Origin of the sequence: Rhodovulum sp. P5 (assembly GCF_002079305.1) — a bacterium.
Classification (GTDB): domain Bacteria; phylum Pseudomonadota; class Alphaproteobacteria; order Rhodobacterales; family Rhodobacteraceae; genus Rhodovulum.
In genome coordinates this window covers 2,686,168-2,700,440 of sequence record NZ_CP015039.1, presented here as the reverse complement: position 1 = coordinate 2,700,440, position 14,273 = coordinate 2,686,168, and the positions used below count along the sequence as shown (strand labels likewise).

The following is a 14,273-nucleotide window of genomic DNA, read 5'->3' as shown; positions in this document are numbered from 1 at the left end:
AGTGTAGCTTTGCCCCTTGCAAAGCCCGGTTGGCCGCGGTAATCCCACAGCCTACGCGCTGGTAGCTCAGTTGGATAGAGTACTTGACTACGAATCAAGGGGTCGGGGGTTCGAATCCTCCCCAGCGCGCCATCTCGCTTTTTCCAACTGACAAATCGGCTATAGTCTTGAACGGAAAGGCTATATTCGGGGTTCGAACACCCTGTTTCCGGCAATAGGCCAGAGGTTCCGAAGACGCCAGTCTCAGCACCGTTTTTCGCAGTGCCAGATCGCCGTTGTTCCCGATATCCCAAGGCTTTGACAGAAACCGTATGGCGAGTTCGAACGACTCCTCCAGGGTATTCTGCGGTTTCCCCATATTTGCGGCCCGCTCCTCGGCAAGCAGCTTCTCCTTTTTGTAGGGGGGTACCAGCTTTCGGACAAAGCAACTATAGCGGCGCGCTAGCTTTCGGACGGTGATGCGCCAGCTTTCGGACGAGAATTTCTCATAACTCTATAGCGGCGCGGTGCTCCGATTTCGGTTGATAAGTTCCGATTTCGGAACTATAGTCGAGGCATAGGCAGACGGCATGTGGCCGCGCCTCTCAGGAGAGACACGATGACGAGAGACACGATCTTCGCAAAAGCCGCCGCCGCCGCCGACCACATGCGCAACATGGGGTATGATGTCAGCATCACCACGCACCCGACGAGCTACGGCAACAGCGCCTACGTCACCGTCTCGACCTGCAGCAGCGGCATCAAGGGGCAGCGCGGATTTCGGCTGTCCGACCACGATGTGGGCGACCGCCGGAAGGCGCTCGACGACTGGCCGACGATCATCGACGGCAGCGACGTCACCGTAGCAGACCTGATCGACATCCTGACCGTCGATATAGCGAGACTCGACAGATTGGGCGACGAGGCGCTGGCGCGAGCAGAAGTGCGCGCCGCCAGGCGAGCAGAGGCCGAGGCCAAGGCAGAGGCGGCAAAGGCCGCGCGGCGCGCAGAAGAAGCGGCGCATATCGAGCGGCTGAAGGTCTGGCTGGCCGACAACTGCCCGGAATATGACAACCTGAACAAGACCAACAAAACAAAGGTCCGCAAAAGGGCGAACCAAGAACTCTATGGTGAGAAATGAGTGGGAGGGGGAGGCCGTAGCCCCGCCCCTCAATTTGTTGCTCGGTGGAGCTTGTTAACGGCACCCGCAGATGCCGCAACTAGTCTGCTTTGCCAGGCAATGGCGAGACCGTAACAACTGGCCGCGGAAATTTCAAGCGCGCCCCTCAGGAGAGACACGATGACCGACATGCAAACCCTGGACCTCGACACCCACGGACTGCCATCTGATTGCGACATGGCGAGCTGTCTCGGGATGGCGGCGCTCTCCAACGGACGGTACGAGGCCCCCCATGCATCGTGACGCCCTATACGCCACGCTCACCCGCAGCCTGGGCCTGTCGTCACAGGAACTCGCAGAGATCGGGGGGTTTACCGAGCGGTTTGCGCGCGATTTGCTGGCGGGGCGGCGGCCGGTGCCGGCGGATGTGGGGCAGGCGCTGCTCGACATCCAAGACGACATCGACGTGCTGACCGACAGCATCGAGGCTGACGTGGCCGAGGGTCAGGGCGTGATCTGGATGTACGGCACCACCGCCGATCTGCGCGCCGCGCGGCCGGACATTCCGGGCCGGGGCGCGGCGGCGGGCGGGTTCATCGGCCCGTTCCGGATCGCCGCACTGACCGCATGGGATGCACTGCGAGAGCGCGGCATCGATGTGGATATCCTGTTTGCCGACCCAGACCGCGCCGAATAGTCCGTACCGGCGGGAGGGGCACGGTGCAGCCCGTCCGCCGCGGTCGGGAGCCCTGACCCGCCGCCACCGTGGGAATGTCGGACCGGGACACCACCGTGGGAATATCTGCTGTGCCCACGACTGGCCGCGATATTCGGGTGGGGCCTACGCGGAGTGCAGACGCGCCCCGTAGCGGAGGGACAACACCTCCGCCCAGACCGGCAAGGGTTTCCCGCCGTTTCGACCATCAGGACACCGCCATGTTGTATACGAGGCCCAGCGGCCAAGCGTAACCGGAGTTGTCGCGAACTGCCTCGTCAATCGTTTCGTTGTAGTTGTAGCTGAACGTCCTGCCGGTCGTGCTGACCGCAGCATGTGTCAGCGTGACGGTGTTCGCGTCGGTCCGGACGGCGGTTGCGGCCACCCAGGTCGCTCCGCCGTCTTCGGAAACCTGGAATGCGCCGGTGAGGCTGCCTGCGGTCGTCACGTTGTCAGTGGCGCCATGGGTGATGGCGACCAGCGCGACGTCGTCGCCCAGGTCGTGAGAGAGCGTCAACGTGGTCGTTGTCGTGTCGTTCGCAACAGCAGACGAAACCTGGAACGTCGAAAGGGCGGATACATAGCCCCAGAACGCCGCAAGGGCGCGTGCCTCGCGACGGCACCGGCGCTCATAGCTTTCAACCGTCGCGTGATACTGGTCGATGCGCGTTGCGTCGTCCCAAGGTGCAACGAAGTGCCAGTTGGACCCAAGGCCCGGGAGCGTATCTTGCTGATCCTGACGGAATGCCGGCCAGGTTGTGCTTGTTGCGGTCACGCCGGTCAGGCTTGAGAAGAAGACAGGCACATCCGATTTTGCCTGACCGGTGTAGGACGCGATATCGCCGTGCAGCCCGTCGAAGTGGCCCGCATATGTCGGCATCGTCATCGACGCCTGGTCGGCCTCGCCGTGGTGGATGATGATGGCATGAAGGAAGCCACCGATTTCATCAATCCCTTTCGTGAGAGAGGTAAACGTATCGAAACCGCTCCGGATCTGCGTGATGCTGGTCGCCCCCCTGCCAAACACCGCAACGGCGACCGGCACATTCGTGAGCGCGGTCAACTCATCGACCAGCGCGCTCACGCCACGTCCGTCTTCGTTCGGCCCGAACACGGATGCGACGACTGCATCGCCGCCGGCGTCTTCGCCCTCGGAGTCGTAAACGTACATCGCCGGGTAGGGCATGGCGTAGGAACCGCCCGTGTTCGAGCCCACCCGAACGGCATTGCTCTGCCCGTAGTAGGCAATGCACAGCGCCGTGAACCATTCCTGGACCTGGCGCCAGGAAATCGCCGATCCCTTCTTCCGCGCTTCGAAGTGGCATGCGTGCCTGTGGGCGGGCACCTGGATGGTTGCGGAAAACGCATTTCCGCTGGCGATGGCTGCGTCATGCCAGTCAAGAACGATGGTTCCCTCGGCGTCGACAACGCGCGCCTGGATGACCGCCCCATCTGGCAGAGCCGTGGTCCCGGCGAACGGGACCGCGGCATGGGTGCGCGTCAAATTCAACGGGTACGGCTTGTTTCGGGACGCCGGCTCCGCGATCCCGATGGCTCCGATCGTGGTGTCCTTCGGCGTTCTGATCGCGACACGCCCGGCCCCGCCTCGGCCGCTGTACCCGGCCGAGGCCGTGATGGCTGCGCCGCCGCCACCTGATCCGATGCCGCCAGCCGTGGGGCCGGAGCCATTCTTGATTGCCCCGACACCGCCAATGCCCTGCGGCGCCGTTGCGGCGATCCCCACGTTCGTGGCGCCAGCGCCGCCCTCGCAGACCCATTCGCCCACCCCGAGAAAATCGGTGTAGAAACCCGCGCCGGCATCGCCGCCCTGGTCACCGGAGCTGCTCTCGCCGGACGCGCTCCACCCGCCGCCGCCGCCCGCGGCCTGAGACCCCGCACTTGTTCCGCCGCCATAGCCCGCGATCGATCCTATTTCGTAGTCGGAGCCGGTACCCTGCGCGCCGCCGCCTGCCGCCGGGCCGGGGCCGCCATTGTCCAGGACCGCAGACCCGCCGATACCGCCGGACAGCGCGGTAAGCCCGAAGGCCGTGGTGGCGGCGGACTGGACGGGCTCCGTGTTGTCGCTGCCGTCCCCGGGATCGTAGCCGGCGGTGCCACCGTCACCTGGGTCGATAGTGTAAACGCCGGCATCGAGCCACACGACGCTGCGCACAATCTCGCCCGCACCGCCGCCGCCCGACCGTGCGTACCTCTTGGCGCCACCAGACCCACCGGGCCCGATCAGCTCAGCGTCGACATACCCAGCCTTGGTGACCTCGATCGCGCCGGCACTGGTGAAGCTGAGATAGTCGAAATCGTCATCCGAAGATGTGACCGGGCTGCCGGACGAGACATTGAACTCGGCGAGGGCAGCGACCAGAACGATATCCTGCACATTGATTGCGAACGTATCCGCCACGGTGCCCTCGGAATTGCTGACAGTCACCGTGGCCGATGTCGATACGTCGGCCGATGGCGCCACCCCCGCCAGCGTCGATCCTGACAAGGTCAGCCAGCTTGGCCCGCTGTACGTCCAATCGCGAAGGTTGGTCCCACCAGCCAATGCCGCCAGATCGATGGATACGGCCTGGCCATAGGCAAATGACTGGTCGGGGATCGCCAGCGTTGGCACCTCATCCCGCACACCCGACGCTCGGCGCGTAAGGCTATAATCAGGCGCACCGACGAACCCCAGCGTCTCTCGCACTTCGACGGTCTGGCCCAGCGTGTAGGTCGTCGTGCCGACATATGCGACCCAGCCGCCTCCATCGATCTGCATCTCCTGCACCGCGCCGGTCAGCGTGCCGCCATGGGCCGCGGTGTAGCTGCCCCACGTGACCGGCCCAGACAGAGCGACGCCGGTGCCCAGCAATGCCGCGTTGATACTCGGGCCGGTGCCCGTCACCAGTGGCTCCTCTCCGCCGCCGCCCGCGAAACGCCCGCCGACCTTCATTTTACCACTCCAGCCGGATCGCCCGGATATCCGGCAAGCCATATCCGTTCGCCGGCGATCAAACCGAGCGGTTGCCCCTCCAACGGCTTGACCGCGTTGGTGCCCGCGGGCGGCGTGGTCGGGGGCGTGTCATCGGTCGTGACGTCCCACCACAGCACGTGCTGCGTCGACGGGTTCGTGATGCGCACGTCTTCGTCGGTCGCGGCGGTATAGCGGGCGCCGGCGCCCCAGTCGGCGGCGACGGTGTAGGGGGTGGTGGGCATGTCTTAGCTCCTTTCAAACGGGGGTTTGATTTGGGTTTGAGTTGATGTCAGCTGACGGCGGCACCATCGGTCACCCTCCGCCAGGTCGCCCCATCGCACCAGGCCAGCACCGCGCCGCCGGTTTCGTCGGTCACGTAGATCAGGCCACCCGCTACCGGGTCGGGGAGCGTTGCGATCTCGAATTCCGGCGCCAGCATCGGCGCGCCGGCGGCGATCGAGGCCGCGATCATCCGCCCGGGCGAAGGCGTGCCGGAGGTGTAGAAGCGCGGCGTGCCGCCCGGCACCCGGATATCCGAGACGACCATGTCGTCATTGCCGCCTCCGTCGAGCACGCACCACGCCGAGGGGTCGAGGTCGTATGCCGTCAGGCGCTCGACCAAGGCGCCGGGGCAATCGGTCAGGCGGATGAGCTTCGACCCGCCCTCGAATGTCGTGTCAGTCATCCGCAGCCCGTCGATATCGCGCAGGTAGACAACGTCTTCCTCAATCCCGACGGTCAGGCCCAGCAGGTCATTGTCCCCCATAATCACGCCGTCGACATGCCGGGCGTAGATCATGAAGTCGTCGGTCGTGGCGTCATGCACGGTGTTGCGCCGGAACCGCAGACCGCGGACCGATTTCAGCGGACCGCCGTCGCAATAGAGGGCCCGGGCGCAATGGTGGACGTCGTTATCGATGATCGACAGCCGCTCGATCGGCAGACCCTGGATCATCGATTTCGTCGGCTCGACCTCGCCGTTGGCGTCCGCGCGGGCGTTGTAGAGCACCCGGAAGGCGGTGCCGCAGTTGCGGATCACGTTGGCCTTAATTACGACGTCGAAGCTCGGCGGGATGACATCGAAGGCAACATGTGGGTCGACGAAGCCGTCGACCACGTTGCCGATACAGGTGATCTTCTTGTGCCCGCCGATGTGGCTGGGATTGCCGATCTTAAAGGCCGCCTTGACCGACTGACCCTCCGCGAGGAAGGGCCCGAAGCGGGCGATGTTGGCACTGAAAACCGAGCCACTTTCGGCCGCGTTGTGCACGTCGAAATCCGACGCGCCGCAGTTTTCGCTTACATTGCCGATCCAGAGGTTGTTTGCCGCCCCCGTCATCTCAATAAACGAATGCCGCAGTCCGCTGCAGAAGCAGCGGCTGATCGTGTTCGACCGTGCCCCCTTCAGCGCGATCACGCCGTAGCCGTAGCCGCCCGAACTATCGATGGCATGCTCGATCCGCACAGCATCGACGGTATTGCGGACAGACCCTTGTCCGATCCGGATACCCTGTTGCAGCAGCCCCGCGTCGGTCTGCCCAGGCTGGGTCAGGATGCGCAGGTCCGAGATCGTGCAGCCAACGGCGTAGTGCAGCCAGACCGTGTAGCGGGCAATCTCCGGTGCTGCCGTGAACCGGATTGTGCCTCCGGTCAGTCCGCCCCCCAGAACCGGCGCATAGAGAATGCAGAGCGCTGATTGTGCCGTGAACAGATCGTGGATCAACGGTTCCGTCAGGTGGATCGTGTTGCCATCCACATGATCGATCTGCATGCCCTGCTCGTGCTGGACGTTCGTCGTGTCCGACAGCCCCGTGTCCTCGTCGTAGCGCTGGGAATACTGCGTGTCCTCCAGGTGCACCCAGTCGCCGGACTGGAACTTCGCTCCGTCCAACACGGTGATCGAGGTGTCGCCCTCCGCGGCATCCGCGGCCAGCATCGAGGCCACATAGCGGCCCACGGTCGTAACGTCACCGCCGCCGGGTTTGGCGCTGTCGGGCCAGTCGGGTTCGTAGGTGTATATTAGGTCGCGGTCGACCTCGATGTAGTTGTCCCCGACCGAGACGGCGGTGACGATGGCCTCGTCGCGCTCGATCGCGACATCCCATTCGTCCTCCTGTCCGCGGATAACGATGTAGTCGCCGACGCTGAAATTGCTGGCAAGCGAGGCCGCGCTGTCGGACAGCCAGATCCGCCGCGGATATGCCGTGCCCGCCCCCGACGTCGCGCGGATCTGCGCGTAGGTATTCGGCCCGTCCAGTGCCTGTTCCTCGACCAGGACACCCTCGAACCGCAGATGCGCGCCCGCGCCGAACCAGACCGGGGCGGCGAATTCGACCTGCACGTTTCCGTCCACCAGCACACACCCCTGTGCCATCGTGGCGCGCACCCGCAGCGGACCGGCAAACCAGTAGCCCAGCCCGAAATCACCGGGGCCGAGCGTCAACTTGCCTCCACCATTGGCCGCGAGCCATTCAACGGCAGCATTGAAGGCGGCTGTGTTGTCGGTGCCGTCAGGCCCATCATCGACGCCGCCCAGTTCGGAAAACTGCGCCCCGTCGCCGCCCCGGGCGTTGAAGCCGTCCGCGCCCGAGCCCGGGTTGATGGGATTGATCGGATGCACTGCGTCGGGCGGCACGATCCAGTCGTCGTGGTCGCGCTCCAGCAGCGACAGCCGGGCCCGGCACTGGCGCAGGTCCTCGGTGACCTCCGCCACTTCGAAGACCTTGGCGTCGTAACCGTAGCGTTCGGACGTCCAGGCGATGCAATCCATCGGGTCGAGCAGCACGCCCGCGCCCTGCAACACGCCGGCATGGCGCCGGAAACGGCGATTATCCTCAACCAGCGACCACATCAGCCGCTGCACCTGTTCGCCGTTGGGCACGGCTGCATAGCGCAGATCGGCCAGTCGCCGTTGGTTGTCGTCGGCGGCCTCATACTCGGCGTTGATCAGCGACGGGGCGTCTTCGGCGGAATAAAGACTTGCCGGCTCGGGATAGGCGGCGCGCGCGCCGTTGTAAGTCGCGGTGGTCGAGGGGAACGGCGTTTCGGTCTGGTCTTGGGTGACCAGCCAGTCGTCGTCGGTGATGAAGAGCACCGGCAAGCCCGGCCCGCCGACGCGGACCAGCAACTCGCCCCCGGCGTCGGTTGCGTCGGCCGCGCAAGCCTTCAGCAGTTCCTCGATCACTTCTTTGGGCTTCTGGCTGACGCGGGCCTCGTAGCCCGCGATCCATGTCGGCGCGCCGTCGAGATCGAGATCGCACGCGTTCATCGCCGCCATCCAGTTGGCCAGCGGCAGACTTCCGGCGTCATAGTCGCCGCCCCAGACATCGCCGGTCCACAGCGCGATGCCGCGCGCGATGTTGTAGGCCTGCACGATGGGGTTGTCCGAGGGCGCCCAGGTGCTCCGATCGTCCCAGCGTTGCGCGCCGTCCCCGCCAACAGAACTGTCCGCGCGCGGATCGTACAGCGGTATGCCGGTCGTCTCGAACACGAAACGTGGATCGGCCGTGGGATAGAGCGCTCGATTGTAGCGCAGCTCAACGACGGCATAGCACATTCCCGCCCCGACCATGCCGGCCGACCAAGGATAGTCCGGATGGTCGGCGAACGTCTCGATCAGAAAGGCGGACGCCTCGGTCTGGCTGCCATCGAAGAAATAGACCCAGCCATACCCCGCCCAGTCGCCGCCCAGCGCCCAGGTCGCGGTGGGCCGGGTCGTATCGGCGTTTGCCACCAGCGGCACCCATTCGCCGTTGATCGCGATCCGCGTGATCGCAATGCCCGGCGCCGCGCTCAGTGCCATCACGAACGTGCCGTAAGTGTTCTTGTTCCCCCAGGAGACAGGCGGGGAAATGCGCACGCCAGCCGTCGACGTCTTGCCGAGCGGCAGATTTAGCGGGTTTCCTGCACCGGTCTGGGTGACCTTCGTCTCGATCCCGGGATCGCCATATCTTGGCATCTTGATTGTCGAGCGCATCAGGGCCGACACCGCGACCGTGACCAGCAGCCGGCCAACGATATTCCCCGTCACGAACGCGCCGACGCTGGTGGCGGTGAACGCTGTCCAGCTCGCTGCGATCGCGGCGCCGACGGGGGGCATCAGCCGATCCTCCAGCCGCGCACGGCCGTCGACAGCGCCACGATGCCGAAGCCGACAGTCCGGGGCACATAGGCGCCCGCGCCCTGCACCACGGCCAGCGCCGGTCCTTCGGCCGCGTCCACCAGCACCAGATCGCCCGGACGGGCGAAGGACGCCGCCACCTGCGGCAGGTGCGCATCGCACCAGTCCGCGGCCGACCCCCAGCCCGCCGCCATCGCCGCGGCCAGTCCTTCGGCCTCCGATCCGTAGGCGGTCAGATCGGGCGCGGGCCGGGTTCCGGTCATCGCCTCCACCGCGCCGGCCGCAAACGCCACGCAGTCGTGCGACCCATACGCGAACCGCACGCGGGTCCGCGCGGCGAGATAGGCAATCAGGCGCTTCTGCCAGTCGCTGGCCCGCGTCAGTTCGATCATCCCGTCCCCCAGCTGAAGTCGGTCTCGCCGGAAAGGACGGCGTATTTCAGGATTTCGTCGTCGTTGCTGCGGCCCGTCTCGGCCGCCCAGCGCGCCGGCAAGGTGCGGGTCAGCGTCTGCACGCGCGGCACCAGCTTCGCCGGCATCTCGGCAGCATCCCCAAGCGGCGCCGTCTTGGCGTCCAGTTCGTCGAGGAAGCCACGGAAGACGACATGGGGCTCGTCCACGAGACCGCCGGTCGCCGGGTCGTAGAGCGCCCGGCGCATTTCCACCGGGGCATGGCGGGCGTCGTAGGTCATCACGGCGGCCCGCACGGCGGGCGAGGCCCGCAGAAGCCGCAGGGTCAGGACCCGCACGTCGAGCCCGATGGCCCGCGTCATTTGCGGCACCCCCACCATCGTGCCCGCCCCCACATATGTGCGGTCCGCGCCGCCGATGCTGAAGGTTTCGGTCTGCGCCCCGGTCCAGAGGCCGAGCGCCTCGACCCCGCCGCTTTCGCGGTTGCGCGCCTCGACCCAGATCAGGATTTCGGCCAGGCGTGGCCCCGGATCGGCGAGTGCGGCATTCGTGGCGGGGCCATAGTCGCGCATCTCAATACTCCAGCGTCTGACGGAAGCGGAAGCCGCGGCCGGTTTCCATCCCGCCGGCACGGCCCTGCCCCGGCTGGAATGTGCCGGGGTCGTAGACGGCGACGATCGCGGGGCGGATCAGCGTGACCGCCAGCCCGCTTGCGGTACCGGTAGGCCAGAACGGCGCGATCGAGACATCGCCGGTGCCCCCGGCGCCGTCGGCGGTGGCGTCCTCGGCCAGCTCGTGCAGGGTGTAGCGCACGGGCGCGCTGCCATAGGACCAGCCGACCAGGTCGCCGGCGCTGAGCACATATCCCGCCGGCAGGCCGGACAGGGCGACCCGCGACCGGTCAGCGCTGTCGATCCCGGCCAGAACCGGCGTCGCAGCACCCAACGCCGACCCGTCAGGATCGGCCAGAGGGTACGGCCGGCGGCGGTCATAGGCGAAAAACGGCATGCCCGGACGGCGCAGCGCCGTCAGGATCGCAGCCGGGCGGGCGCGTTCAGCCCGGAAGCTGACATCGAACCGCACCTCGCCGGACCACAGCCGCGCCCCGATCGCGGCGGGCAGGACGATGCCACCGGCGGTGCGGTCGATCTCCATCGCCTCGTCCAGCTCGAACGTGCTGCCCTGGGCCAGCGGAACGCGGTCCCAGAAATCGGCCAGGGGAACGGGAACGCTCAGCGTCATCCGATCCGCTCCGGTTCGTCACTGATCTCGCGCATGCGCAGCGGCAGGCGTTCGGCGTCGTAGCGGTCGAGCGCCGCGGCGATGGCCCGGGACGTGCCGGCATAGGCGCGCTCTTCCAGGTCACGGTCGCCAACCGCCCCCTCGACCCGGACAGTCACGTTGATCGCGGCGCCCGGCACAACGGCACCCCCGCCCCCACGCGCCCGCCACTGGCAAAGCGCGCCACCGCGCCGGAGTTGATCGCATCCAGCAAGGGCAGGTGCCGCTCGGTCGCCGCGGCGTTGACGATATACTCGCCGTTGCTGACAAACGCCGGGATGCTGTCCGAGGTGCCGGTGCCGGGCCCGACGATGCGCCCGCCGGTCGCTGCCATCGGAAACAGCGGCGTGACGCTGCCTGCGGTCGCCAGCGCGCCGCCGCCCCCTCCGATCAGCCCGCCGAAGATGCTGACACCGCCGAACAGCCCGCCCAGCGGCCCGGTGCCCAAAATGGCAGCCTCGATCGCCGCGCGGCCGAGCGAGGCAATGACCTGGTTCAGCACGTCGTCCAGTTCGCCGCCCCGGAAGATCAGCGCGTCGAAGGCGTCCAGGGTTGTCCGCCCGAAAAGCTCGCTCATCTCCTGCGCCCGCTGAGCCGCCTGCGTCTCGCGCTCGCGCGTCGCGATCAGGCTTTCGATCTTCGCCCGCTGCACGCCCGTTGCCTTTGCCAGGATGTCCCGATTTTCGATCAGGGCCTTCTGCACCGGATCCAGCACGCGCAGGAGATCGATTTCCTTTTGCAGCGATCCGATCAAATCGGCCGCGGCATCCGCCTGCGCCCCGCCACCGCCCGACGAACCGCCGCTGTCTGGCGCCCCCATGTAGGAGGGCGCGCGCCTGGGCCGGAAGGTACGATTGACGCCTGGCTGGACAGGATTGCCGGCATCGTCGGTCGCCTCTTTCTCGGCTGCGGCCGCCCGTGCCGCAGCGGCATCCCACAGCGCGGTGGCCAGCGTCTTCGCCTCGCCGATCATGCCCGAAAGCCAGTTCGACTGCGGTGCCGCCGCAGCCAGTTCCCGCATGCTGCCTTCGGCGTCCAGAAGTGAATCGTAGAGGTCGGTGCCTTTTAAGGCACTCTCGCGAAGGATGTCTCGAATCCGGGCGAGTGCGGCAGCCTTCGATGCAAAATCGCCCGCCTCAGCCGCTCTTTGCAGTGCAGTCTGAAGCTCGGTGGCTTGCTCAATGGAAACTCCAAACTTCCGAGTGAACAATTCGATGCGGTTTGTGTCGATCCAGTCGGTTCGACCGAGTTCTCGGAATGCCCCCGACAACTCTTTAGCGACGGCTTCCACCGTCTGCCGGGCGGCCGTGGTCGCCTCGAACATGGCCTGCTCGCGCTGTGCCTCGACCAGGCTCAGGATTTCGGTCGTGACCGCCCCGTACTTCTCGCGCAGGTCGACCAGTCCATCGGCCGAGTAGGTCTCGGTCACCGATTTCAACCGGTCCATCGAATCGGAGAGCTTGCCGGTCGCTTCGGCCAGGGTCAGCGTCTCCTCCCCCGCCGCGCCCGCGGACATTGCCCACTGCCCAACCGCCGCCACGCCCGCGGTGATCGCGATCGTGGCGAGACTGACGGGGCTGACCATCGTCCGGAACGCCGCGCCAAGGGCGGAAACCGCGCCCCGCGCGCCCATCGGGCCCAGCACCTGGCTGATCTGGGTGCCCTGCTGCATGGCCAGCATCAGGGGGTTCTGCCCCGCGGCCATCATCATCGCGATGTCGTTGAACTGAGAGCCGAGGTTGGCGACCTGCCCGGCCGCGATCTGGCTGGCCTGCCCGGTGGCGGTCACCCCGCGCGTCAGCGGCGCCAGCCCCGCCTGGGCCGGGCCTGACAGGCTTTCGACCGCCGGGCCCATCGCCGCGACATCTGCCGTGACGCCGCGGATCTCCGCCCGGGCGGCGTCGGTGTCGGCATTGACCAGGAGCGAGACGACAAGCGGTTTGGTCATGGCGCGCCCTCGGACAGGGCGGCCAGCGCCGCAGTCTCCATCACCTGCAGATCGGCGAACACCGAATCGGGCAGACCGCGGCGGCGCAAGACCACGTCGACGCCGGCATAGTCGAGCCCCAGCCAGATCAGTCCGGCCAGCCCCGCCGCAGCGCGCCACTGGGTCTCGACATCCAGAAAGGTGCAGACGGATTGCCAGTTCACGGCCATCACCTCAAATCGCTCCTCGCCCGAAGTTGCGGTCGGCGCAACACGCACGCCCAGGTCTTCGAAGTCCCGCGCGAGATCGGCGTCGATCCCGACCGGCGCGCGGGCGTCGGTGCGTCCCTGTCGCGCCAGCGCCCAGGCCCGGGCCGCGGCCGTCAGTTTCCCAGCCGTGCAGCCTCTCCCGCCAGACTGCCGAAATACGCGTTCCAAATGCCCTGCCGCACCCACGGCTTCTGCAGCGCGGCTTCCAGATTGGTCGCCGAGAACGGCAGCGGATTGCCGTCGGGCGTCACGACGCCGCGCCAGTCGGTGCAGACGGCGGCGAGAGACGCGCGCTCGGCCCGGATCTGCGCGGCCATGTCGGGCAGGCCGAGGATGCGATCCTGCTCGGCGCGTTCCTCGTCGGTGGTCCGGGCCTCGAACTGCATCTCGAATGCCTGCTCGGCAAAGGCGCCGGGGCTCTCTGGGTCGGGGGTGTGCACGGTGACCGGCCACCAATAGCGGTCGGTATTGGACAGCACGAACTTCATGTGGGTCTCCGATCTGGTTGGTCAGGGTGCCGCGGCCGACCGGGGCCGCCCGCGGCGCGGATCACCGGACGGTGATCGTCAGCTCGTCCAACCCCGCAACGGGGCAGAGAGCGAGGGGGACGGAATAGGTGACGAAGCCGTCGGATTCGCCCTGGGACGGGCGGCCGAATTCAACGGCCGGCGCGTCGATCTCGACGATGTTGCCCGCGGCCGTACCGTGCACCAGGCTGAGCGCGCCGCGGTCGCGGGCGGCGATCTTGCCGAACAGGTCGAAATCGGCGACGTGCCGGCCCTCGATCACCGCCGTGCCAGTGCTCTGGCGGTCGGCAATCTGCATGTGCTCCGCACCGATCAGGAAACGGGGCGTGACCGTGTTGCCCAGGTCGATCTCAAGGCTTTCGGTCACGGCCGACGATCCGTGCAGCGTCATCGCGGTATTGACCGACGACGCGATCACCGGCGTGGTCCAGCCCGCCTGGGACACGGTCGGCAGCGCCACGTCGGCGACCGTGCCCTTAACGCCCATCATCGTGAAGCGAAAATGCGGGATCCGCGACGGCGCAAAGGACATCGCCACATTGGCCCGTGCGCCCAGGAAGACATGCCGCACGCCGTCCGAGTTGAAGTGGATCGACCCCGACTCCACACCGTCCTCGACGATCGAATAGGTGACGGACACGCCTGCGCTGACCGTCTCGGCCAGGCCGCAGACCCGCAGGAGCGAGCCGTATTTCGGCACGTCGCCCGCGGCGCCCGCGCCCGCAATCTCGACATCGAATTCCATACGGCCGTATTCGGCGGCAAGCAGCATGCCCTGGTTTCCGAGATAGGGCAGGATCAGATCGCGCCGGACCTCCTCGGCCTCGATCGGCGAGAAGCTGACATTTGTGGCGACGATGGCATCGGCGGCGGCGGGGGCGGCGTCGACCCCTTCGGTCGCTTCGATCTTGTGCAGGATGGCGAGCTTGCGCCAGCGGCGAGCGGGCATGG

At 66.8% G+C, this 14,273-nt stretch carries 14 protein-coding genes and 1 tRNA gene; 4 read left to right on the top strand and 11 right to left on the bottom strand.

What is annotated here, in order from left to right:
* The first annotated feature begins 55 nt into the window (after positions 1-55).
* From RGUI_RS13080 to RGUI_RS13070, 4 genes are all read left to right on the top strand, one after another.
* Positions 56-132 (top strand) — tRNA-Arg (locus RGUI_RS13080).
* 466 nt (positions 133-598) lie between these two features.
* Entirely contained in the window at positions 599-1,120 is a 522-nt protein-coding gene (locus RGUI_RS13075) for a hypothetical protein (protein ID WP_081533605.1), read from the top strand.
* Positions 1,121-1,279: 159 nt separating this feature from the next.
* Positions 1,280-1,402, top strand: coding sequence for a hypothetical protein (locus RGUI_RS22375; protein ID WP_256387850.1), 123 nt, complete (start codon positions 1,280-1,282; stop codon positions 1,400-1,402).
* Complete coding sequence (locus tag RGUI_RS13070; RefSeq protein WP_081533603.1) at positions 1,392-1,796, top strand: hypothetical protein; 405 nt, start codon at positions 1,392-1,394, stop codon at positions 1,794-1,796. The genes RGUI_RS22375 and RGUI_RS13070 overlap by 11 nt, the downstream gene beginning before the upstream one ends.
* Positions 1,797-2,022: 226 nt before the next feature.
* Here RGUI_RS13070 and RGUI_RS13065 read toward each other — a convergent pair whose 3' ends face one another.
* The 11 genes from RGUI_RS13065 to RGUI_RS13015 all read right to left on the bottom strand — a co-directional run bounded on the left by RGUI_RS13065 (position 2,023) and on the right by RGUI_RS13015 (position 14,271).
* Positions 2,023-4,767 carry a glycine-rich domain-containing protein gene (locus RGUI_RS13065; RefSeq protein ID WP_156882961.1) on the bottom strand — a complete coding sequence of 915 codons (2,745 nt, stop codon included), beginning with the start codon at positions 4,765-4,767 and terminating at the stop codon, positions 2,023-2,025.
* Positions 4,764-5,030 (bottom strand): hypothetical protein, encoded by a 267-nt coding sequence (locus RGUI_RS13060; protein WP_081533600.1) that lies wholly within the window; start codon positions 5,028-5,030, stop codon positions 4,764-4,766. The genes RGUI_RS13065 and RGUI_RS13060 overlap by 4 nt, the downstream gene beginning before the upstream one ends.
* 47 nt (positions 5,031-5,077) lie before the next feature.
* Positions 5,078-8,887, bottom strand: coding sequence for a phage tail protein (locus RGUI_RS13055; protein WP_081533598.1), 3,810 nt, complete (start codon positions 8,885-8,887; stop codon positions 5,078-5,080).
* Positions 8,887-9,300 carry a hypothetical protein gene (locus RGUI_RS13050; RefSeq protein WP_081533596.1) on the bottom strand — a complete coding sequence of 138 codons (414 nt, stop codon included), beginning with the start codon at positions 9,298-9,300 and terminating at the stop codon, positions 8,887-8,889. The genes RGUI_RS13055 and RGUI_RS13050 overlap by 1 nt, the downstream gene beginning before the upstream one ends.
* Positions 9,297-9,890 carry a hypothetical protein gene (locus RGUI_RS13045; protein WP_081533594.1) on the bottom strand — a complete coding sequence of 198 codons (594 nt, stop codon included), beginning with the start codon at positions 9,888-9,890 and terminating at the stop codon, positions 9,297-9,299. Before RGUI_RS13045 ends, RGUI_RS13050 begins: the two co-directional genes overlap by 4 nt.
* 1 nt (position 9,891) lies before the next feature.
* Positions 9,892-10,560: a hypothetical protein gene (locus RGUI_RS13040; protein ID WP_081533592.1), complete on the bottom strand. Its 669-nt coding sequence runs from the start codon at positions 10,558-10,560 to the stop codon at positions 9,892-9,894.
* Positions 10,557-10,718 carry a hypothetical protein gene (locus tag RGUI_RS13035; protein ID WP_156882960.1) on the bottom strand — a complete coding sequence of 54 codons (162 nt, stop codon included), beginning with the start codon at positions 10,716-10,718 and terminating at the stop codon, positions 10,557-10,559. The genes RGUI_RS13040 and RGUI_RS13035 overlap by 4 nt, the downstream gene beginning before the upstream one ends.
* Positions 10,715-12,547: a phage tail length tape measure family protein gene (locus RGUI_RS13030; RefSeq protein WP_081533588.1), complete on the bottom strand. Its 1,833-nt coding sequence runs from the start codon at positions 12,545-12,547 to the stop codon at positions 10,715-10,717. The genes RGUI_RS13035 and RGUI_RS13030 overlap by 4 nt, the downstream gene beginning before the upstream one ends.
* On the bottom strand, positions 12,544-12,963 hold the full coding sequence (locus RGUI_RS22175) for a DUF1799 domain-containing protein (protein ID WP_253798387.1): 420 nt from the start codon (positions 12,961-12,963) through the stop codon (positions 12,544-12,546). Before RGUI_RS22175 ends, RGUI_RS13030 begins: the two co-directional genes overlap by 4 nt.
* A complete protein-coding gene (locus tag RGUI_RS13020; protein WP_081533584.1) occupies positions 12,909-13,283 on the bottom strand; it encodes a hypothetical protein in 375 nt (124 codons plus the stop codon). The genes RGUI_RS22175 and RGUI_RS13020 overlap by 55 nt, the downstream gene beginning before the upstream one ends.
* Before the next feature lie 61 nt (positions 13,284-13,344).
* Positions 13,345-14,271 (bottom strand): phage tail tube protein, encoded by a 927-nt coding sequence (locus RGUI_RS13015; protein WP_081533582.1) that lies wholly within the window; start codon positions 14,269-14,271, stop codon positions 13,345-13,347.
* Between the last annotated feature and the right edge of the window lie 2 nt (positions 14,272-14,273).

What these genes read in the sequence shown, in the direction of transcription:
- RGUI_RS13040 (WP_081533592.1), bottom strand. Translation starts at nt 10,560, where the DNA reads ATGACGCTGAGCGTTCCCGTTCCCCTGGCCGATTTCTGGGACCGCGTT.
- RGUI_RS13030 (WP_081533588.1), bottom strand. Translation starts at nt 12,547, where the DNA reads ATGACCAAACCGCTTGTCGTCTCGCTCCTGGTCAATGCCGACACCGAC.
- RGUI_RS13050 (WP_081533596.1), bottom strand. Translation starts at nt 9,300, where the DNA reads ATGATCGAACTGACGCGGGCCAGCGACTGGCAGAAGCGCCTGATTGCC.
- RGUI_RS22375 (WP_256387850.1), top strand. Translation starts at nt 1,280, where the DNA reads ATGACCGACATGCAAACCCTGGACCTCGACACCCACGGACTGCCATCT.
- RGUI_RS13065 (WP_156882961.1), bottom strand. Translation starts at nt 4,767, where the DNA reads ATGAAGGTCGGCGGGCGTTTCGCGGGCGGCGGCGGAGAGGAGCCACTG.
- RGUI_RS13070 (WP_081533603.1), top strand. Translation starts at nt 1,392, where the DNA reads ATGCATCGTGACGCCCTATACGCCACGCTCACCCGCAGCCTGGGCCTG.
- RGUI_RS13045 (WP_081533594.1), bottom strand. Translation starts at nt 9,890, where the DNA reads ATGCGCGACTATGGCCCCGCCACGAATGCCGCACTCGCCGATCCGGGG.
- RGUI_RS13015 (WP_081533582.1), bottom strand. Translation starts at nt 14,271, where the DNA reads ATGCCCGCTCGCCGCTGGCGCAAGCTCGCCATCCTGCACAAGATCGAA.
- RGUI_RS13020 (WP_081533584.1), bottom strand. Translation starts at nt 13,283, where the DNA reads ATGAAGTTCGTGCTGTCCAATACCGACCGCTATTGGTGGCCGGTCACC.
- RGUI_RS13055 (WP_081533598.1), bottom strand. Translation starts at nt 8,887, where the DNA reads ATGCCCCCCGTCGGCGCCGCGATCGCAGCGAGCTGGACAGCGTTCACC.
- RGUI_RS13075 (WP_081533605.1), top strand. Translation starts at nt 599, where the DNA reads ATGACGAGAGACACGATCTTCGCAAAAGCCGCCGCCGCCGCCGACCAC.
- RGUI_RS13060 (WP_081533600.1), bottom strand. Translation starts at nt 5,030, where the DNA reads ATGCCCACCACCCCCTACACCGTCGCCGCCGACTGGGGCGCCGGCGCC.